This is a genomic window from Peribacillus sp. TE19612 (genome assembly GCF_056279465.1).
This window is the reverse complement of record NZ_JBWCCL010000007.1, coordinates 249,355-268,368: the sequence shown is the minus strand read 5'-3', so window position 1 is coordinate 268,368 and position 19,014 is coordinate 249,355. Positions and strand designations below refer to the sequence as shown.

19 protein-coding genes and 1 pseudogene are annotated in these 19,014 nt (G+C 38.3%); 2 read left to right on the top strand and 18 right to left on the bottom strand.

Going from position 1 to position 19,014, the window contains the following annotated elements:
- The first annotated feature begins 20 nt into the window (after positions 1-20).
- Positions 21-379: pseudogene (locus ACZ9AO_RS14805) on the top strand (DUF4180 domain-containing protein).
- A 281-nt stretch (positions 380-660) separates the two neighbouring features.
- Here ACZ9AO_RS14805 and ACZ9AO_RS14800 read toward each other — a convergent pair.
- From ACZ9AO_RS14800 to ACZ9AO_RS14790, 3 genes are all read right to left on the bottom strand, one after another.
- On the bottom strand, positions 661-1,368 hold the full coding sequence (locus tag ACZ9AO_RS14800) for an NAD(P)H-binding protein (protein ID WP_476109339.1): 708 nt from the start codon (positions 1,366-1,368) through the stop codon (positions 661-663).
- A 69-nt stretch (positions 1,369-1,437) separates the two neighbouring features.
- Entirely contained in the window at positions 1,438-2,007 is a 570-nt protein-coding gene (locus tag ACZ9AO_RS14795) for a histidine phosphatase family protein (protein WP_063594975.1), read from the bottom strand.
- Positions 2,008-2,034: 27 nt separating this feature from the next.
- Positions 2,035-2,379, bottom strand: coding sequence for an avidin-fold protein (locus ACZ9AO_RS14790; protein WP_048680864.1), 345 nt, complete (start codon positions 2,377-2,379; stop codon positions 2,035-2,037).
- A 242-nt stretch (positions 2,380-2,621) separates the two neighbouring features.
- On the opposite strand from ACZ9AO_RS14790, the gene ACZ9AO_RS14785 reads away from it, so the two are divergent.
- Positions 2,622-3,143, top strand: a complete 522-nt coding sequence (locus tag ACZ9AO_RS14785) for a DUF2179 domain-containing protein (protein WP_034306915.1) — start codon at positions 2,622-2,624, stop codon at positions 3,141-3,143.
- Positions 3,144-3,186: 43 nt separating this feature from the next.
- On the opposite strand, the gene ACZ9AO_RS14780 is transcribed toward ACZ9AO_RS14785, so the two are convergent.
- From ACZ9AO_RS14780 to ACZ9AO_RS14710, 15 genes are all read right to left on the bottom strand, one after another.
- On the bottom strand, positions 3,187-3,465 hold the full coding sequence (locus tag ACZ9AO_RS14780; protein ID WP_082196407.1) for an HNH endonuclease: 279 nt from the start codon (positions 3,463-3,465) through the stop codon (positions 3,187-3,189).
- 16 nt (positions 3,466-3,481) lie between these two features.
- The gene (locus ACZ9AO_RS14775; RefSeq protein ID WP_251539864.1) at positions 3,482-3,886 is read right to left on the bottom strand and encodes a cytosolic protein; all 405 of its coding nucleotides are present in this window, start codon (positions 3,884-3,886) and stop codon (positions 3,482-3,484) included.
- 63 nt (positions 3,887-3,949) lie between these two features.
- Positions 3,950-4,705 carry an exodeoxyribonuclease III gene (locus ACZ9AO_RS14770; protein WP_048680852.1) on the bottom strand — a complete coding sequence of 252 codons (756 nt, stop codon included), beginning with the start codon at positions 4,703-4,705 and terminating at the stop codon, positions 3,950-3,952.
- A 75-nt stretch (positions 4,706-4,780) separates the two neighbouring features.
- Entirely contained in the window at positions 4,781-6,286 is a 1,506-nt protein-coding gene (cls, locus tag ACZ9AO_RS14765) for a cardiolipin synthase (protein ID WP_251539865.1), read from the bottom strand.
- A gap of 126 nt (positions 6,287-6,412) precedes the next feature.
- Complete coding sequence (gene glgA / locus ACZ9AO_RS14760; protein WP_476109338.1) at positions 6,413-7,849, bottom strand: glycogen synthase GlgA; 1,437 nt, start codon at positions 7,847-7,849, stop codon at positions 6,413-6,415.
- 16 nt (positions 7,850-7,865) lie between these two features.
- Positions 7,866-8,972 carry a glucose-1-phosphate adenylyltransferase subunit GlgD gene (gene glgD / locus ACZ9AO_RS14755; RefSeq protein ID WP_053535125.1) on the bottom strand — a complete coding sequence of 369 codons (1,107 nt, stop codon included), beginning with the start codon at positions 8,970-8,972 and terminating at the stop codon, positions 7,866-7,868.
- A gap of 17 nt (positions 8,973-8,989) precedes the next feature.
- Entirely contained in the window at positions 8,990-10,156 is a 1,167-nt protein-coding gene (locus tag ACZ9AO_RS14750) for a glucose-1-phosphate adenylyltransferase (RefSeq protein WP_476109337.1), read from the bottom strand.
- Positions 10,156-12,096 carry a 1,4-alpha-glucan branching protein GlgB gene (gene glgB / locus ACZ9AO_RS14745; RefSeq protein ID WP_476109336.1) on the bottom strand — a complete coding sequence of 647 codons (1,941 nt, stop codon included), beginning with the start codon at positions 12,094-12,096 and terminating at the stop codon, positions 10,156-10,158. Before glgB ends, ACZ9AO_RS14750 begins: the two co-directional genes overlap by 1 nt.
- 246 nt (positions 12,097-12,342) lie before the next feature.
- The gene (locus ACZ9AO_RS14740; RefSeq protein WP_034306927.1) at positions 12,343-13,356 is read right to left on the bottom strand and encodes a glycoside hydrolase family 15 protein; all 1,014 of its coding nucleotides are present in this window, start codon (positions 13,354-13,356) and stop codon (positions 12,343-12,345) included.
- Between the two features lie 750 nt (positions 13,357-14,106).
- A complete protein-coding gene (locus tag ACZ9AO_RS14735; RefSeq protein ID WP_476109335.1) occupies positions 14,107-14,625 on the bottom strand; it encodes a mismatch-specific DNA-glycosylase in 519 nt (172 codons plus the stop codon).
- Positions 14,626-15,568: 943 nt separating this feature from the next.
- Positions 15,569-16,468 carry a sulfite exporter TauE/SafE family protein gene (locus ACZ9AO_RS14730; RefSeq protein WP_063593645.1) on the bottom strand — a complete coding sequence of 300 codons (900 nt, stop codon included), beginning with the start codon at positions 16,466-16,468 and terminating at the stop codon, positions 15,569-15,571.
- A gap of 152 nt (positions 16,469-16,620) precedes the next feature.
- On the bottom strand, positions 16,621-17,253 hold the full coding sequence (locus tag ACZ9AO_RS14725; RefSeq protein ID WP_476109334.1) for an NAD(P)-binding protein: 633 nt from the start codon (positions 17,251-17,253) through the stop codon (positions 16,621-16,623).
- Positions 17,234-17,995 carry a sirohydrochlorin chelatase gene (locus ACZ9AO_RS14720; protein ID WP_476109333.1) on the bottom strand — a complete coding sequence of 254 codons (762 nt, stop codon included), beginning with the start codon at positions 17,993-17,995 and terminating at the stop codon, positions 17,234-17,236. Before ACZ9AO_RS14720 ends, ACZ9AO_RS14725 begins: the two co-directional genes overlap by 20 nt.
- A complete protein-coding gene (gene cobA / locus ACZ9AO_RS14715; protein ID WP_057277558.1) occupies positions 17,995-18,771 on the bottom strand; it encodes a uroporphyrinogen-III C-methyltransferase in 777 nt (258 codons plus the stop codon). The genes ACZ9AO_RS14720 and cobA overlap by 1 nt, the downstream gene beginning before the upstream one ends.
- Before the next feature lie 19 nt (positions 18,772-18,790).
- Positions 18,791-19,006 (bottom strand): DUF3906 family protein, encoded by a 216-nt coding sequence (locus tag ACZ9AO_RS14710; RefSeq protein WP_034306935.1) that lies wholly within the window; start codon positions 19,004-19,006, stop codon positions 18,791-18,793.
- Positions 19,007-19,014: the final 8 nt, after the last annotated feature.

Here is a 19,014-nt window from a genome sequence, read left to right as displayed (position 1 = left end):
ATTTGAATGGAGGAGTGAAGATGATTATAAAAACGACAGAAGCGAATGGACATATCATTGCAACAGCTAATACGGATTCAATCGTACTAACAGATGAGCAAAGTGCATTGGATATTATTATGACGATTAGTAGCAAAACCGGGAGCAGTCGAATAGCACTAAACAAAGAAACAATTTCAGAAGATTTTTTAAGCTTAGTACAAAACTTGCAGGAGAGATCCTTCAAAAATTTGCCAACTACCATATTAAATTTGCAATCATAGGGGATTTTTCATCTTATACCAGTAAGCCACTGAAAGATTTCATTTATGAGTGTAATAAAGGGAACAATGTTTTTTTTGTCCCATCAGAACAAGAAGCGATCGATAACTTGTCTTAAGCACTATAAACATTACCAGAAAAATTTCCAAAAAAGACCTGGATCTTTATACTCGGTTTTCTTATTGAGCTAACTCAGCTATAGAAACAACTAAAAACCTTTTGGCATTGCTTATTACCAAGACCTTCTGGTTCTCCACCTTTATTACACTTCACTTCCTTTTTTCTTTTGGGTGGGATCAAAATTTGTCTAGGAATTTAAAAACGGGCCTATTGGGGCTCGTTTTCAGTATATCGTCGGCATGGTCTTCCCAAACCTTCATTTTTACAGGAAACTTGTATCTATTTTTTTACTATTTTATTCGGATGATCACTATTAATCGTAACTCTTTGTGCAAGTTCCTCTATTTCAGCAGAATCATAAAAATGATATCCTTTTGCCGTCGTTTGGGCCGCAACGTACATTGCAGCAGCTACTTTGTTTGCTTCTATTGCACGATATGGACGTAAAGGGCCTACAAAGACAAATTTTGCAAAAGTACTTAGCAGCCCAGAAATCTTTTCACCTGCCCTGAATTCCTTTCGTTCTCCAAGAAGTAAGGAAGGACGGAAAATATGTACAGTATTCAATGCCAGATGTTGTAGTGTACCTTCCACATCACCTTTAACACGGCTGTAGAAGAACTTTGATTTGGAATTGGCACCCATAGCCGTTATGACGAGTATTTTTTCAACATTGGATGTCTTTGCCAATCTAGCTGCTTCAATTACATAGTCATAATCCACTTTACGAAATGCTTCCTTCGATTTAGCCTTTTTAATAGTTGTACCCAAACAAATGAACACATCGGTGACTTTGAACAAATCGGCATACTTGGATAAATTATCGAAATCCACAACATGTCCTATGCATTTGGGATCGGCGAGTTTCAGTGCCCTTCTTGTCAGCAAATGGATTTCACTATAGATTTTGCTTTTGCCTAGCTCTTTAACCAACTGGGTACCTACCATACCTGTAGCGCCTAAAATCAATGCCTTCTTATTAGTCATGATTTCCTTCTTTCTAAAATTAGCTTTTCAATCAACCATTTCCTTTTTAACTAACCTAGCTTAATAGGACTAAGATAAATGATTCACTTGATTGAAATCATCAATTATCCAAGAATCAACTTCAAATCTAATCGTACTCAAACATGCATTGAACAAGCGCATTTCGTTGGATACGATTGACTCATTTGACATCAAGCGTAAAATAAAATGAATGACGGCTCCATGTGCAACAAGTATAACTTTCTTCTCAGGATACTCCTTCTGAATTTCCTGGAGCCCATTCATCAGCCTGTTTCGTAGAGATTCCTGATTTTCCTGACCAGGATAATCTTTATCCCTGAATGCAGACTTCCTTTCCGCTGCAGTCATTCCTTCAGCGACGCCAAAATTCTTTTCAATGAATTCCATTTTTTCAATAACCGGGACTTCAATATAGTGCGAAATGATATCCGCCGTCTCCCTTGCCCTCTTCAGGGGGCTTGTAATAATTACATCCCAATCATCTTTTGACAAAAATTCACCACATTGCCGTGCCTGTATCTTTCCAAGTTCATTTAAAGGAATATCAGTCTGCCCTTGCAGCTTTCCTAGTGCATTCCAATCTGTTTGACCATGCCGCACTAAACAAATAGTAGTAATTGTCCTCAAACCCCTCTAAGTAGATTGTTATTTTCTCACTTCTTCAATGATGGAATGTCCTTCAGTCCGTTCGAGATCTGACCATTTCCATTTTTCATGCAAGCGCAACCTTCCATCAGGCAGCATTTCAGGGGTGGAAAGGCAGCTGCCTCCTCTAATTTCCCCTTTTTCATTGATATGATTATACCTGAATTCCAGAGTTCCATCCAGATTGACCAGCCCTATTAAAGTCCCTTTAACAATCTCTCCCCCCTGATAACTTGCTGAAAGAATTGAGCCGTCTTGTGAATAGTGGAAGGTAGTGTTTCCTGACACTTCTCCATTTTCAGAATTGATTTTAGCTTTGAATATCCGACCATCATAATTAAACATCATCATTCCCCCATATGAATTAATAAGGATAATGATACCAAATTTATTAAAAAAAGAATATTGAAAAATCTTATGGGATTTTTAATTCTGTGTCCATGGAAATGACACAAAAAATACATAATATTCCCCATTGAATTCCCCTATTATGATGTGGTTATATTAGGGAAGATGTTACTTATGGAATGAACAATCCCCAATTTGAAACGTCTAATCAAACTGGAAGATTTTGGTGAGGTGCTCAAGTGAAAGAAATACTTCTGATTCTACTATTACAACTTATTTATGTTCCGATTTACACATTGCGAACCATTTTCTTAGTAAAAAATATTACCATACTCGCCTCGATACTGGGTATCGCAGAAATGTTAATATACGTTTTTGGATTATCCCTTGTATTTGGCGGTGACCAAAGCATACTCGCCATGGTTGTATATGCAGTCGGTTTTGGAATCGGAATAATTTTTGGTACGAAAATTGAGCAAAAACTTGCCATCGGTTTTATTAATGTAACCGTTAATACTCAAACCAAAAATGAACATTTGGTAGATACATTGAGGAACAACGGATTTGGTGTAACTCTTTATACGGGCGAGGGCAGGGATAGCAACCGTTATCGGATGGAAATCTTGACCAAACGTAATCGGGAACAAGAATTGATAGCAACCGTTGAAAAGTTTGAACCTAAGGCTTTCATCATTTCATATGAACCACGTTATTTTAAAGGTGGATTTTTATTGGATCGGTTGAAAAATAAAGCAAGCTGAAAATGAAAAGCAAAAGCCCATCTTATTAAGATGGGCTTTTGCTTTATTTCGTTTTTGATTTTCTTATTCTCACTGCCCTCGTTACCGGTTGTTTTTTAATCCACTTTAAATATTTTTTTAATGCTTCATCATCTTTTAACAAAAGCACGGTATTTAGTCGGATGGCCAGTTCTCGGTTTGAATACAGTGCGTGAATCTGTTTGTGGCAAGATTTACAGAGATAGGCTATTGGTAAATGGCTTCCGCCAAATTCTCTAGGTGTTAAATGATGGATGGTCAGTTCTATCTCATCCCTGTCACAAAGCTCACAAGTACCTATCATTAAAATACTCGGCCAATTATGGCTTTACGGATTTTCCTTCTTCAACAATATGAAACATCAAATGGGCAAGATGATGAATTGGTCCGTACTCTTCATTGTCATCATCTTCTTCATCCTCCACTTCCACTTCATCCATCCCTTGTAAATAAAGTGCCATGAACTCATAAAAATCATTTTTAGTAAAGGAGTAACAATCACTTGGATCCTGATTATCTTCTTCATACTGTAAAACTAGATGGGATAAATCACCCTCATCATCTTCAGCATCAAAAAATACGAAATAACCCATATTTGTATCCAGTTCAAATAACCTGCGAAAACCGCGTGATGTTGCTTTTTCAAACTCAGCCGACGTCAATTTTTGCACTTGCATGCTGTCTACATTATCTTCTTGATGAAAGCCCACGATAAATGTGTTCATAATCAAACCTCCTGTTGAATATGGATAACCATTAGTATCCCCATTTAACCGAATTTATTCCATTTAGAGGTTTGTTTCCAAAACGACCGGGCAATGATCACTGCCCATGACATCGCAGTGAATGTTTGCCTCTATTAAAGATTCCGCCAGACGTTTTGAAACAATGAAATAATCGATTCTCCACCCAATATTCCGCTCCCTGACTTTTGCCATATATGACCACCAAGTATAAGAGCCTTCCTGGTCTGGATAAAAATGACGAAATGTATCGATAAACCCTGAATCAAGTAATTCAGTCATCTTTCCACGTTCTTCATTTGTAAAACCGGAATTCCCTATATTGGGTTTTGGGTTTTTCAAGTCGATTTCCTGGTGTGCGACATTGAGGTCGCCACAAAAGATAACCGGCTTCACCAAGTCCAGTTCCTTAAGATATTTTATCATCTCATCTTCCCATTCGAGACGGTAATTCAATCTTGATAAATCCCTTTTTGCATTGGGGGTATAAACATTCACCATATAAAAACTCTCGAATTCCAGTGTTATGATCCTGCCTTCCGGCTCCTCATCCAGCTCTCCTACACCATATTTCACTGAAAGCGGTTTTTCCTTCGTGAAAATGGCTGTACCTGAATATCCTTTTTTCAGTGCATAATTCCAATATTGATGGTATCCTTCCAACTCAAGTGAAATCTGACCTTCTTGAAGCTTAGTTTCTTGAAGGCAGAAAATATCTGCATCCACATCTTTAAAGTAATCTAAAAATCCTTTTTTAACACAAGCTCTAATTCCATTTACATTCCAGGAAACCAATTTCATAATCTCTTAAATTCTCCTTATGGCCAATTAATTTCTTTACATTTCAACTATACTATTTATCTGCTTTTTTTCCCATTAGAGTACATTCGAAAACAATCTGGCAAATGATTCTTTTGAACGTTCCAGTAAACCACGATTGTTATACCCGATAGGATCTAGTTTGTCACTATCCATCATATCCTCTTTGTAATGAGTGATGAGATCTTCAATGGTACGGCTGCCCATAAGAAAGACATTCACTTCAAAATTCAGATGAAAACTCCTCATATCCATATTTGCCGTTCCTATGGATGCCATATCACCATCTACGATAATAAGTTTCTGATGTAGAAAACCTTTTTTGTACGAGTATACCTCTACGCCGAATTGAAGCAGCTCACCGAAATAGGAGCGACTGCCATATTGGGTTAAAAACCCATCATTTACTGCCGGAACCATAACCCTGACTTGTATCCCCTTAATTGCGGCATGTTTAATTGCTGCTTTAATCGCTTGATTTGGTACGAAGTATGGACTTGCAATCCAGATTGATTTTGTGGCGTTCGTGATAAGTGAATAGTAAAAATCACTCATGATCCCCTGTTGTGTATCAGGTCCGCTTGCTACCACCTGGACAGCTCCATCCCCTTGTACCACTTTATTCTTGAATTCTGGACGTCCTTGCAATACATCTTCACCGCTGACATATTCCCAATCCAAAAGGAAAACGGTATGAAGCATATATACCGCTTCACCTTTAAGGACCATATGTGTATCTCTCCAAAAACCAATGCTTTTATTTCGGCCTAAATATTCCTCTCCTACGTTTAAACCTCCTACAAAGCCAACTTCCCCATCTATGATGATGATTTTACGGTGATTCCTAAAATTAAATTTTTGATTGAAAAAACCGTGTTTCAATGGCGAAAATGGATAGGCTTTAATCCCTGCATTTTTCATCCGTTTAACTTCATTATTTGATAGGCTTAAGCTTCCTGCCGCATCAAAAATGAATAAAACCTCCACACCATTTTTTGCTTTTTCAATAAGGATATCTATAATTTCAGTACCAAGCCTGTCGGAACGAAAAATATAGTATTCAATATGGATGAATTTCTCAGCTTTTTTTAACTGTCTTATGATTTCTGTAAACGTTTCGTTGCCATTTTTCAATACTTCCGTTTTCGATGATGTACTAATGGTGGTCTCAGATGCATTTTTGGCAAAAGCTGCGAATGATTGCTGATGATCATTCAAGAACGATAAATCTGGAGAGGATACCCGTGTAACAAGACTCTTCCATTCTTCTCGATCTTTTTTCCTTTTAGTTCGGAATAAATACCCCTTTAAATAGAGCTGACCTGAGAATAGATAAAACACATATCCAAATACCGGGAAAAACAAAAGCACATACATCCATAAAAGTGTCTCGTGGGCAAATCTATTTTCGAGCATGAGTGAAAATAGGGTGATAAACATGACCAAAATATATAATCCAATAAAAAATAGCTTCACGTCGAAGCTAACTTGAGTGAACAGGATCATATAAACTGAAGCAATTAATATAAATAAAAATACAATTTCCATCCTTCTTCTTTTCATCTTTTCATTCTCCTACACAGCAATATTTTATATATAAATATCATATACCCATATTTGATGGTAAAAGAAACAAAACACTTACGAAAACAATGTTCGCAAGTGCTTTGTGTATTACCTATCCAGTTATCACTTCATGACAGGAATCAAACTTTCATACAGCTCCATATACTTTAATGACGATGATGTCCAACTGAAGTCTAACTTCATTGCATTTTCGGCCATTTTCCTCCATCTTTTCGGCTGGAATTTGTACAGACCAACAGATTGCTCAATTGTATGGAGCATATCGTGTGCATTATAATTCGTAAAACTGAAGCCATTGCCTTCACCAGTAAATTGGTTATACGGTATGACCGTATCACGAAGTCCGCCAGTTTCCCTCACTAAAGGCAGTGTACCATAACGCAGTGCCAAGAGTTGGCCGATACCACATGGTTCGAATTGTGATGGCATCAGGAATAAATCAGAACCTGCATATATCCTTCTTGCCAACCCCTCATCAAAATATGTATGGACTGAAACCTGATTTGGATATTGGTCAGCTAAATGACGAAATGCCGATTCATATTGCTCTTCACCCGTACCTAAAAGAATGAATTGAACTCCTTGGTTCATCATTTCATGAAAAACATGGAGAACAAGATCTATTCCTTTTTGATCAACAAGCCTAGTTACCATTGATAAAACCGGTACGTCATCATTGACAGGAAGACCCAGCGATTCCTGTAGCTGACGTTTATTCTCCATCTTACCCTCATAAGAATCGAATGGAACAGCAAGATGTTCATCTGCTGCAGGATTATATTCCTCATAATCGATTCCGTTGATAATCCCTTTAAGCTCACCATTTCTCTTACGTAAAAACCCATCCAGATTTTCCCCGAAATAAGGTATCTGAATTTCTTCCGCATAACTTGGGCTTACCGTTGTGACTATGTTAGAAAAAGCCAGGCCGGCTTTCAAATAACTTACATTCCCATGAAATTCAAGACCTTCGATATTAAAATATAACTCACTCAAATCGAGTAATTCAGCTAATACAGCTTTAGGATAAACTCCTTGATAGCGTAAATTATGTATCGTAAATATCGTTTTAATATCCTGATAGAATGGATGGTTATGATAATGGGCTTTCATCAAAACGCTAACAAGGCCCGTTTGCCAATCATGGCAGTGTATAACATCCGGTTTTTCTTCCAAAAAGGGTAATGCCTCTAAAATTGCACGGGAAAAGAAGGCGAACCTTTCGCCATCATCGAAGAAACCATAACTACCATGCCTTTTGAAATAATATTCATTATCCAGAAAATAATATGTAATTCCGTTAGCAACAAGTTTTTCGATGCCACAAAATTGCTGGCGCCAACCAACAGGAACTTCAATACTCGTCATATGTTCCAATTCCTGTTTGAATTGGTTAGGAAGATCCCCATATTTAGGCAGGATGACACTTACATGGACTCCCTGTTTTTTCAGCGCTTTCGGGAGCGCGCCTATAACGTCTCCGAGCCCTCCCGTTTTTATAAAAGGGGCGCATTCTGAAGCAGCAAATACAACATTCATTGCCGCACCTCCTCTATTAAATTACTTCCGCTTTTTTTATTACAGTAGGCTGTTTTAAACCAATTACTGATTTTTCACTAGTAACTCTCACTTCTTTATCAGTTATGATATTTTCAACGATGGCTCCTTCTTCAATCACGCCTTTTTGCATGATGATGCTATTTCTTACTATCGCACCCTTTTTCACCTTTACCCCACGGAAGAGTATACTGTTTTCGACAATCCCTTCAATATCACAACCGTTGGCTATCAATGAATTGGTAACCTTCGAAGAACTTGAATATTTGGTCGGTGCCTCATGTTTGATTTTCGTATAAACATCCCAAGTATCTCCGAAGAAAGAACGGATTACCGAAGGGTTCAGGAAATTCATATTACTGGCATGAAAGCTTTCAATGGAATGGATGAATGGCATATCACCAGTAAAGTTATAGCCTTTTACGGTAAAACGATGAAGATTTGCTTTCACAGCGTCTTTCAAAAAGTCATATTCCCCACTGGCAACACAGCTTTTAATCAAGTTCACCAATAGCGTTTTACTTATGATGAAGGTTTCTAGACAAACATGGTCACCAGGTCTAGGGATGGTATAAAAGCTAATGTCAGTTATGTCTTCATCCGAATCTACCGAGCAGGTGTGATAAATTGGTTTTTCAATCAATTCCCCTACATAATCCTTATATACCACTGTGATATCCGCTTTATGTTTTTTGTGATAATCAAGCACTTCATTAAAATCCAATTTGCATACATGGCTTCCTGGGGAAATGATGACAGTATCTGCCTCTGCACGTTCGAAAAAGCTGAGATGATCATAAAATTGCTTCATATCGCCTGTTACCGTTTCATCCGGATGGATAGGGGGCAAGATGTATAAGCCTCCTGAACGCCGATCCAAGTTCCATTCTTTACCTGAGCCAAGATGATCCATAACTGAAAGATACTTTTCTTTTGGAAAAACGGCTACTTTTGATACATCTGCATTAATGAAATTCGACATAGTAAAGTCAATCAAGCGGTAGCGTCCACCAAATGGCACAGATGCCACATTACGGTGAGCAGTCAGATCTTTTAAATGTTGTCTTTCATTGATTAAGTTAATAATACCCAACACATTTTCCATAGCATCTTCCCCTTTTTCTAGTTAAGAGTGATCTTTTTTTTGTTTGGATTGAGAATGGTTTGATTTTCACCAATTAAGGTAATATCGGATGTAACAGCTGAATTGCCAACTACGGCACCATCTTCTATAACACAATTACTGGCTATGATGCTTCTTTCTATATGAACGTTTTCACCAATCGTGACATTAGGCATGATGACTGAATCTTTTATGGTTGACCCATAGCCCACCTGTACATTATAGGATAAAACCGAATGTTCAATGTTCCCATGAATCATGCATCCTTCATTGATAAGCGACTGACTGACCTCAGCATCCGGTGATATATATTGCGGCGGATGATTTGCATTGCGTGCAAAAATTTTCCATTGCTGATCATCCAACTGGAAATTTGGTGTATCCTCCAATAAGTCCATATGTGCCTGCCAAAGGCTTTCGACCGTTCCAACATCTTTCCAATAATCATTAAAACGGTAGGCATATAGCTTCTTTCGATCTTCAAGCATTTTTGGAATGATGTTGCTGCCAAAATCATTGGAAGAATTTTCGTCTTTTTCATCATTGATTAAATACCGTCTTAGGGTTTTCCAATTGAAAAGGTAAACTCCCATGGAAGCAAGATTACTTTTTGGATATTTTGGTTTTTCGTCAAATTGTGTGACTTTATCTTCATCATTGGTATTCATGATTCCGAAACGACTTGCTTCCTGCCACGGCACTTGAATGACCGCTATTGTTGCCTCTGCATTTTTTTCGATGTGATAATCCAGCATCTTACTGTAGTCCATCTTATAAATATGGTCACCAGAGAGAATCAGTACATGTTCCGGATCATAGTTATCAATGTATTGGATATTTTGATAAACAGCATTTGCCGTCCCTTTATACCATTCACCGCCTTCTTTCCCTTGATAAGGGGGAAGTACGGAAACTCCGCCAACATCCAAATCAAGGTCCCAAGCTTTGCCATTACCAACATAATCATTTAGAATCAATGGCTGATATTGGGTCAGTACCCCAACCGTATCTATACCAGAATGAGTGCAGTTACTTAATGGAAAATCGATGATTCTATATTTACCGCCAAAGGGAACAGCTGGTTTTGCCAAACCAATCGTCAATTCACCTAACCTTGAACCCTGGCCTCCTGCCAATAACATTGCTATCCATTTTTTCGCTCCCATTATTCGGTCACTCTCCCCCGTCTTTTTTTTGTTTGCTTCATAAAAATAGAAATGCCTAATGGAGGTACAGTTATTTCCATGCTGTATGGTTGATTATGGTATGGTATCTTTTTGACATTAATGGGTTCTTCATTGATCTGACCCGATCCTCCGAAAGCTGCTGAATCACTGCTGAAAACTTCTATATATTTGCCTTGGGATGGTACACCTATTTGATAGTGAGCATGAGCCTGTGCAGAAAAATTACAGACAACAATGCAATAATCGCCTTTGCGTTTACCTTTTCTCATAAAAGTGATGATACTTTGTTCACTATTGTTCGGATCGATCCATTCAAAACCTTCCTGGACATGATCCAGTCTCCAAAGAGAGGAAGTTTGGCTATAAAAGTCCTGAAGGGTACGGAAGTAATATGCCATCTTTTCGTGGGATTCATATTCCAAAAGTAGCCAATCCAATTGTTCCTCATCTTTCCATTCTATGAATTGGCCAAATTCTCCTCCCATAAATAGAAGCTTCTTTCCAGGATGCGTCATGAAATACCCAAAGAGTAACCGTAAATTTGCAAACTTCTGCCAATAGTCACCTGGCATTTTATTCAATAATGACTTCTTGCCATGAACCACTTCATCATGTGAAAAGGGTAAAACGAAATTTTCTGAAAAAGCATAGAAAAATGAAAATGTTAAAAGGTTATGATGATATGGCCTTTCATTTGTTTCAAGTTTCATATAACGAAGGATATCGTTAGTCCATCCCATATTCCATTTGTAATTAAAGCCCAGGCCGCCTATATCTGTAGGAGAAGTTATAAGTGGCCGGTCTGTCGCTTCTTCCGCCATCATTAATGCATTGGGATATTTCTTGAAAACCACTTCGTTAAGTTTTTGTAAAAATTGTATGGCTTCCAGGTTTTCCTCACCGCCAAACTGGTTTTTCAGCTTGACCGGCAATGGATTATCATGATTCAAGTAAACCATTGACGATACCGCATCGACACGGACCCCATCAATATGGTATACATCCATCCAAAACATTACATTTGATATAAGGAAACTGATTACTTCTGGTTTAGTAAAATCAAAATTGTATGTCCCCCATAACGGGCGATCTGCTCTCGTGTAATCAATTGGTTCATAGAGAGGTGTACCATCAAAACGGGAAAGTCCATGTGCGTCTTTACAAAAATGGGCGGGAACCCAGTCAAGGATTACTCCTATGCCCTTTTGGTGGCAAAGGTTAATTAAATATTTAAAATCTTCCGGTGAACCGTACCGACTGTTTACGGAATAATAACCCGTGACCTGGTATCCCCACGATTTATCAAAAGGGTGTTCCATTATGGCCATGATTTCAATATGTGTAAAACTATTATCAATCACATATTCAACTAATCTATCAGCCAATTCACGGTACGAAAAAAATTCACCATCTTCTTTCTGTTTCCATGTTCCTGGGTGCACTTCATAAATGGACATAGGTTTTTGATAAATGTTTTCCTTTTTCTTATCGGCTATCCACTTCGAATCTTGCCATTCAAAATTATCCAGCCTTTTAATGACCGAAGCAGTATTTGGTCTGACCTCCGAATAAAAGGCATATGGATCGGCTTTTAGGATACGTTTATTTCCGGGTGTATGTATTTCATATTTATAGAGTTCCCCTTCTTGTAATCCTGGTACGAACAACACCCAGATACCTGAACGCTCGATCCGTTTCATCTCATGATCTTTTCCGTCCCAATTATTAAAATTACCGACTACTGAAACTTGCTTGGCATGGGGGGCCCAAACGGTGAAGCGTACTCCTTCATTACCTAATGTTGTCACAATGTGTGCCCCAAGCATTTTATAGCTTTCATAAAGGGTGCCTTCATGAAACAAATACAAATCGAAATCGCTTGGATAAATCTCTTGTAGCTGGTCAATAATTGTACTCAATAAAACCCCTCCATCAGTATTAACTCGATAGTATTTTACCCATCCTTCCCCAGTTATTATATATATTCGATGAAAATGATATTAATCCTTCAAATGGAGGTGAAGTTATTGTTATAAATAGCCGTTTTTTTGTAAATTTAAACACTTTTTTAAAGAAAAAAGACATTTATTGTAAAAATATTATTATACCAAGAAAAACTCTTCCCTTTTTTGGGGAAGAGCTTTAAGGTATCCAGTATGAATGCTTCATGTTATTTGTTCAGTTCGAATCATGGAAGTCTTCGTCAAGAATAAATAGGATAATGAGACTGACCATGCCAAAGGAGTATTCCCGTTTGGTATATTACTGCCTCCAATATATAACTCAGGAACTTCCCAATTTTCCGGAATGATCATTTTTGTTTTATCTATATATTCATTAACTTTGTTCATCATGCCAAGTTCAAGGTAGCATAAGCCCAACCATGGAAGCCCGAAACACCATTCCGCTTCTTGACCGTCATTATAATAAAGGTCCTTCTCATATCTAATGCAACCATTTGTTCTTTCTAGTCTCTCTGTGACATTCTTCAATATTTCAAGTGCTATTTCACGGTCTACCAGCCGATACGGATAAATCAACGATAAAAGGGCTAAATCCGTCTCTTTTGAATAACTTTCCCTTGGAAGCAGGAAACGAAGTGTTTCTTCTCCCTTTTTAATCAGTTCTTCCTTGACGTTTACCAGCATTTTGACTGAATTCAATCCAGCAACACATGCACCTATGCTTGAAGCGTGGATTTCTATATTTTCTTCCCACATCCCGTTATCTTCCGACTGCCAATATTGCAGGCATTCCAAGTAATTGACCAGCTTTTGGACAATTTCTAAATCACGTTGGTTTCTTATCACCTTTTTACCATGCCTATATCCTTCACCGACACCCCATAAAAAGGCACCTACCGCATCATTTTGGGCATGCCCCCACTCATCGGGCAGTTCTTTAAGCTCAGTGGAATACCTTGCATGGATATGTTCAAATAGAAACTGGGGTTTCTGCACCGTATGAATATCTATCTTCCACTCATAGGTTTGAAATAAGTCGAATAAAGCATGATATGCTTTTTCGTAACGATTGGACGGATCATTTATAAAAGGTATTACTGTATAAACGACATCCCTTATCCAGACATAATTATAATCATCGGAAACGCTTGCAGTATATGCACCATTAGGAAGCCGCATGCGATCAAGAACCTCTAGGGCACCATTAACATTCATCAATTGAACACCTCCATAGTTATTTGCTTATTCCCATTGTAGACAGACTCCCGTTTTCTAAACGTTGGTTGTTTCATTTCCAATTAGAAGCGCTTTCATTTCTGCTAACCAAAACGACCTTTCAGAAGTACATTCACCCTAGTTTATGTAATCACTGGCCTTTTTGATAATCAAGCTTCCAATGTTCATTAAAAAGCGTCATTTGCCTAACGGTAATGACCGAACTCAAAAAGTTGCGGTTTATGAAATATGTTCTTGGGAAATAAAAACCCAGTAATGGCAATCCATTACTGGTTATATCGGCCTATCATTAAAATGTTTAGTAATTATTAAAAGAAATTTCGTAATTTCATCAAGGAAAGCAAGCCAATCATAACCGTACCCAATAGTCTTCTCGTAAAAACGGCAATCAGAAAAGCTGGTAAAGCTGCGGCCAAATTCAACCCATTATCCTAAAGTGAAAAGACCTGTTATATGTGCAAACAGCGCCGCCATTAAGGCCACTTGCTCATGCTTTAGCCATGCGATCCCCCATTCAGGTACTAAGCAGCCCCAAAGGAACGATTCTAGGTATGAAAGTATCTACGACCCTGTTAGCAAAACCGATACTTAGGTATCCCATAAAATAGGTATACAATCCTTTACTCCTTGGCAAAGGCCTTCACCTTCATTGACCTCTGAAAAAAGCCACCGCTTTTCCATTCCGTTATCCTGACTCATATAATTTCACCGTAGTTTTAATAAGTTTCTTCAATTGCTTTTCAGCTGGCCAAGCAGAATGGGCAACTCACTATATATTTCGATGATCTCATTTATCGGCATTCTAACTAAACCGCTGGAAGAAGGGGCAACGAATTCCATGGTCTCATTGGATGTAGGTTCTTCTTGCAGCCCCCAAGAGATTTTTCGTAATTGACGATATTCCTGATAGACACCCTTGCCTACAAAACAGACAAGTTTAGGTTTATACTTTTTTATTTTCCTTTTTAATTGTTTCCTTCCTTTTATGTACTCTTCTTTAGTGATATCGTCCGCTCCTTTTGTAGGCCTGGAAACGATATTGGTAAAACCATAACCTAAATCCAGTAATGTCGAGTCTTCAGTCGGTTCATATTTCCTTGGTGTCAGCCCGGACTCGAAGAGGATTTTCCAAAAGCGATTGTTTGGATTCGCATAATGATGACCAGTCTCACCTGAACGAATGCTCGGATTGAAACCTACGAACAAAATATCCAAATTTTCCTTTAAATGATCAGAGATGCCTTCCATTTTAAAACTCCTTTTCAAATTTGCTATTTAATCATTGTACAAAACTGAAAAATATTTAACTACCTTTAAAAACTAAAATAACGGTTTAAATGGATGAACGATGATGGCTCCACCTATTGCTCCTAAAACATTACGTTCGCCTTCACCGGACACACTACCAGAAATTAGATATGAAAAGGATACCACAGCGGCAGGTAAAGATTTTTTTCCAAGGAATAAATTGATAACCGATTTTTCCGATGTCCCGGCATAAAGCAAAAATCTGCATGCTTTTCAAAGCTTGCAGGGATTTAAATTAAAGGATATCCGCGATTTTCATGTACTCATCGTCGGAAATGACAGACAGCTGAAGGACATTAAGAATGTAGCTGAGTGCATTCAATTTGCCCATTCATTTACTGGTAGTGAACTGAAGACCAATTGTAGGCACGGGGAGGGTTATTGGTGAAGCCAAGACAAGCGAAAGACCCGTTATTTCTGGTGGAAATAACGGGTCTTTCGGGACGCTGAATTATCCTCCATCAATCAAATGCTGATATCCAAACAAGCAGGGATTTAAATTCGATAGAGTAAAAGAAATAGTTCCTCCTATATATTATATGAAAGTGTAAATCACTCATTTGAACAGAAGGAGCTAGAAATTATTGGTTCTGCTTCTGCTCTAAAATCATTTAAATCTCTCCGATGGCTTACTTTAGTAAGGGGTACTATGAATTCTTATACATAGATATTGGAGTGATAAGTCTCTCGATTTTTAGGAAAGCAAAAAAGGGTAATGAATCTATTAAATGAGATCAAGATCCCTTTATTAAAACCGCACCAACTTTATAGTCGGAATTCCATTTGGCAAAAGACTTTACTCGTAGGTACATACATACCTACTAGTTTATTTACGCATCGGAATATGCTTCTTGTGTACATTCGCTTCTTTCAAACTCGGGAATCAGGAAACATTCTGGCGGTGTTCGATATGATCATGTTTTCTCGCATTCGCCATCTTATTGATGGTAAGAAGAATTCCAGAAAACCATATTATGACGATGCCAGTATAGATGTATATATGGGCTTCAATCGGAATCCATGTAGCCAATAATGTTCTTACATTGATTAAGATAATGAAACCGCCCACTAAAACACCCATTAATTGAGCAGGAAGCATCCTGACGAGCCAGGCTGCAATTGGTGCGGCAACCACTCCACCAATTATCAACGCTACGACCCAAAGCCAATTGACAGCTTCCCATCCAAGAGAAATGATAAAGCCAAGACTTCCAAAGAAAGCAATGGCAAATTCACTCGTATCTACAGTTCCTACAGCTTTTCTCGCCGTCATGCCTTTTTTTGACAATAAAACAGGTGTTGCAATCGGTCCCCAACCGCCTCCGCCTGTTGCATCACAAAAGCCTGCAAAAAGGCCTAACGGAATGGATTGTTTTGCGGTCAATGGCCTTACGGTTTCATTTTCCTTTGACGGTTTAAAAATAAATAAAAAGCGGAATAAAACGTATACACCAAGACCAAATAAAAATATGGCAATATACGGTTTTGCTAATTCGGCTGGCAGGTTACTCAGAAAACATGCACCTACAAATGCACCAACAGAACCTGGAATGATCAAGCGATAGACCATATTTTTATCCACGTTCCCAAACTTTATATGTGAAGCTCCGGATACTGCTGTTGTCACTACTTCCGATAAATGAACGGATGCTGATGCTACTGCAGGGGCAATCCCGAATGTCAACAATAAGGAAGTGGAACTCACTCCATACCCCATTCCAAGCGAACCATCAATTAATTGGGCTAAAAACCCGATAAAGGCCAAAACGATTAACTTTTTCATGACATTCCCCTTTTTTCACTAAAATAGAACCTATATCATCGACCCGATGGTACCGTTTGCCTGTATAAATCATTTAGATTTCCTTTAAGACACAAAGAGGCACCTAACCAAAATGAAATGACATGTTGGTTAGGTGCCTTCAGTTTTTCTGATCAGCCCAATGATATATTTTCTTCAGCTTCTACTGGTAAAAGCCTAGCTAAAAAACGATATCTTTCTTTTAAGGAATATTTATAAATATCCACTATTGAATCTTTCAATAATTTAGATTTTTCTTCTTTTGAAAATGACCCATTCTTTATAATCATTCTTGCTTCAAAAAGGAATTCAAGATATTCTTCATATGATTCATCATATACTTTACCTAGGTCATTCCGTATTTTTTTTGCGAGCGTTGGACTTGCTCCATTGGTAGAAACACTTATGGAAAGCATGCCTCTATTCAATGTGGCCGGTATATGAAAATTGCCCAACTCATGATTGCTGATTACGTTAACCAACTGACTTTCGGATGCGTTCTCGTAAACTCGTTCATTTACTTCAGTAGAATTGGTAGCAACAATGATTAAAAATGCATCTTTATAGTCAGTTTCTTCCACTTCTTTAAGTAAGACCCGGATCTTACCTTCTTTCTCCAACACTTGAAAACCTGTGCATATTTCGGGGCTTACGACGGTAACTTCAGCACCAGCTTCCAATAACGGGCCCGCTTTAAAGTAAGCTATTTTACCACCGCCGATGATGACACACTTTCTGTTCTCGATATTAAGCGTAATTGGATACATAGGCTGCCTCCCCACTCACTTCATGAATTCGTTCCGAAATTGCTTGTTCAATCTTTGGGTGATAACCTAAATATCGGCAAATTATGATTCTTTGCTTCCCCTTTTTTTGGATCTTTTTTATACTATTTTCAATCGACTGCATTAAGAGACCTGTAAACAATAGGTATGGAATGATAAATACTTGGTTTGATCGAGATTCCACCGCAAATTCCAACGCTTCTCCAAAGCTTGGTGTGGCAGCTGTCAAATAACACTCTTGCACCCGTATTTTTGGAAACCTGTTCCTTAGCAAATCGGCCAATCGAGACAAATCCCTTTTGACGTCGGGATCACTGCTGCCCCTTCCAACCAATAATACCAAGGAACCCTCCGTAACACTTACATTTGTTTCCTCCAACCGTTCCACTAAAATGTCAACCATTTTCTCGCTGACACCAATCGGCCTTCCGTATCTCAAGTCAACGGCAGGGTACCGTTCTTTCATTTTATTCAATATGACTGGAATATCATGTTTTGCATGTACAGCTGTCAGCAATAGAACTGGAATGGCCAATATTCTCGTCGCACCTTTTTGGACGCATCGTTCGTAGGCCTCTTCAATCGTAGGAGTTTCCAATTCCAAGAAGCAATACTCTTGAATGGAATATGGCTGTGCTTGCATACAAACTTTAATAAAATCAATGGCTTGGGCTGAAGCTTCTTTAACACGGCTGCCATGGCAAATATATAAAATGGCTTCCATTAAAAGGCCTCATTCGCCAACAAATTTTCGGTTTGTTTTCCTTCAAACCATTTGATTTTTTCCCGTAAATTAACGACATCTCCCACGACTATCATGCAAGGATTCGAAATTTGTTCGTTATTGGCGGTTTCCACTACTTTAGCCAACGTACTGACAGCTGTTTTTTGCGTTGTTAATGTACCCCAATGAATAAGGGCTACCGGAGTCTCTGGGCTTTTTCCATGTTCCAAAAGTTTTCCTTGAATATATGGCAGGTTTTTAACACCCATATAAATGGCTAATGTATCGATTCCTTTTGCAAGGGATTCCCACTTGATATTATCCTCTTCATCTTTTTTTCGATGACCGGTAACAATTGCAAATGATGAAGCATGGTCCCTATGTGTAACTGGAATTCCCGCATAGGCTGTAGCGGCGATTCCAGCCGTAATTCCTGGTACGATTTCAAAGCTTACGCCACTTTTGGCAAGGGCTTCCGCTTCCTCACCGCCTCTCCCAAAGACGAATGGATCGCCGCCTTTCAAACGAGTGACTATTTTTCCCTTTTTTGCATATTTAACGAGGAACCGATTGATGGTATCCTGCTGCAACAAATGATAATCCGGCAGTTTACCGCAATTAATCAGCTCGACACCGTCTTTTGCATGATTCAAAAGTTCTTTATTGACAAGTCGATCATATAAAATGACATCAGCTTCTTGGATGCATTTTAATCCTTTTAATGTAATTAAATCTGGATCTCCGGGACCGGCTCCTACTAGATATACTTTCCCCATTTTTGCATCCTGCCTTCCCTTAGAGAATTGTTTCGAATTCCGATAAAACGAAACCTGCTCCATTTTTAATTTTCCTTTTTTCATATAATGAGATGTCATCCACTTCAGGCATTTTCAAATAATGCTTTTCCAGCTCGATATCAACAAGTTCAAACGCCTTTTCATCTGAATCGGCAACAATGATGACATGAATTGGTTTTTCCTTGATAGTGACTTCAAAACGGTATAGATTCATGGAATGCT

Excerpts from the sequence above, each read along its gene's own strand:
- ACZ9AO_RS14800 (WP_476109339.1), bottom strand. The coding sequence starts at position 1,368 with ATGACTAATAAGAAGGCATTGATTTTAGGCGCTACAGGTATGGTAGGT.
- ACZ9AO_RS14790 (WP_048680864.1), bottom strand. The coding sequence starts at position 2,379 with ATGTTTAATTATGATGGTCGGATATTCAAAGCTAAAATCAATTCTGAA.
- ACZ9AO_RS14780 (WP_082196407.1), bottom strand. The coding sequence starts at position 3,465 with ATGATAGGTACTTGTGAGCTTTGTGACAGGGATGAGATAGAACTGACC.
- ACZ9AO_RS14775 (WP_251539864.1), bottom strand. The coding sequence starts at position 3,886 with ATGAACACATTTATCGTGGGCTTTCATCAAGAAGATAATGTAGACAGC.
- ACZ9AO_RS14770 (WP_048680852.1), bottom strand. The coding sequence starts at position 4,705 with ATGAAATTGGTTTCCTGGAATGTAAATGGAATTAGAGCTTGTGTTAAA.
- cls (WP_251539865.1), bottom strand. The coding sequence starts at position 6,286 with ATGAAAAGAAGAAGGATGGAAATTGTATTTTTATTTATATTAATTGCT.
- glgA (WP_476109338.1), bottom strand. The coding sequence starts at position 7,849 with ATGAATGTTGTATTTGCTGCTTCAGAATGCGCCCCTTTTATAAAAACG.
- glgD (WP_053535125.1), bottom strand. The coding sequence starts at position 8,972 with ATGGAAAATGTGTTGGGTATTATTAACTTAATCAATGAAAGACAACAT.
- ACZ9AO_RS14750 (WP_476109337.1), bottom strand. The coding sequence starts at position 10,156 with ATGGGAGCGAAAAAATGGATAGCAATGTTATTGGCAGGAGGCCAGGGT.
- ACZ9AO_RS14740 (WP_034306927.1), bottom strand. The coding sequence starts at position 13,356 with ATGAATGTTAATGGTGCCCTAGAGGTTCTTGATCGCATGCGGCTTCCT.
- ACZ9AO_RS14735 (WP_476109335.1), bottom strand. The coding sequence starts at position 14,625 with ATGGAAGGCATCTCTGATCATTTAAAGGAAAATTTGGATATTTTGTTC.
- ACZ9AO_RS14730 (WP_063593645.1), bottom strand. The coding sequence starts at position 16,468 with ATGAAAAAGTTAATCGTTTTGGCCTTTATCGGGTTTTTAGCCCAATTA.
- ACZ9AO_RS14725 (WP_476109334.1), bottom strand. The coding sequence starts at position 17,253 with ATGTATCCAATTACGCTTAATATCGAGAACAGAAAGTGTGTCATCATC.
- ACZ9AO_RS14720 (WP_476109333.1), bottom strand. The coding sequence starts at position 17,995 with ATGGAAGCCATTTTATATATTTGCCATGGCAGCCGTGTTAAAGAAGCT.
- cobA (WP_057277558.1), bottom strand. The coding sequence starts at position 18,771 with ATGGGGAAAGTATATCTAGTAGGAGCCGGTCCCGGAGATCCAGATTTA.
- ACZ9AO_RS14710 (WP_034306935.1), bottom strand. The coding sequence starts at position 19,006 with ATGAATCTATACCGTTTTGAAGTCACTATCAAGGAAAAACCAATTCAT.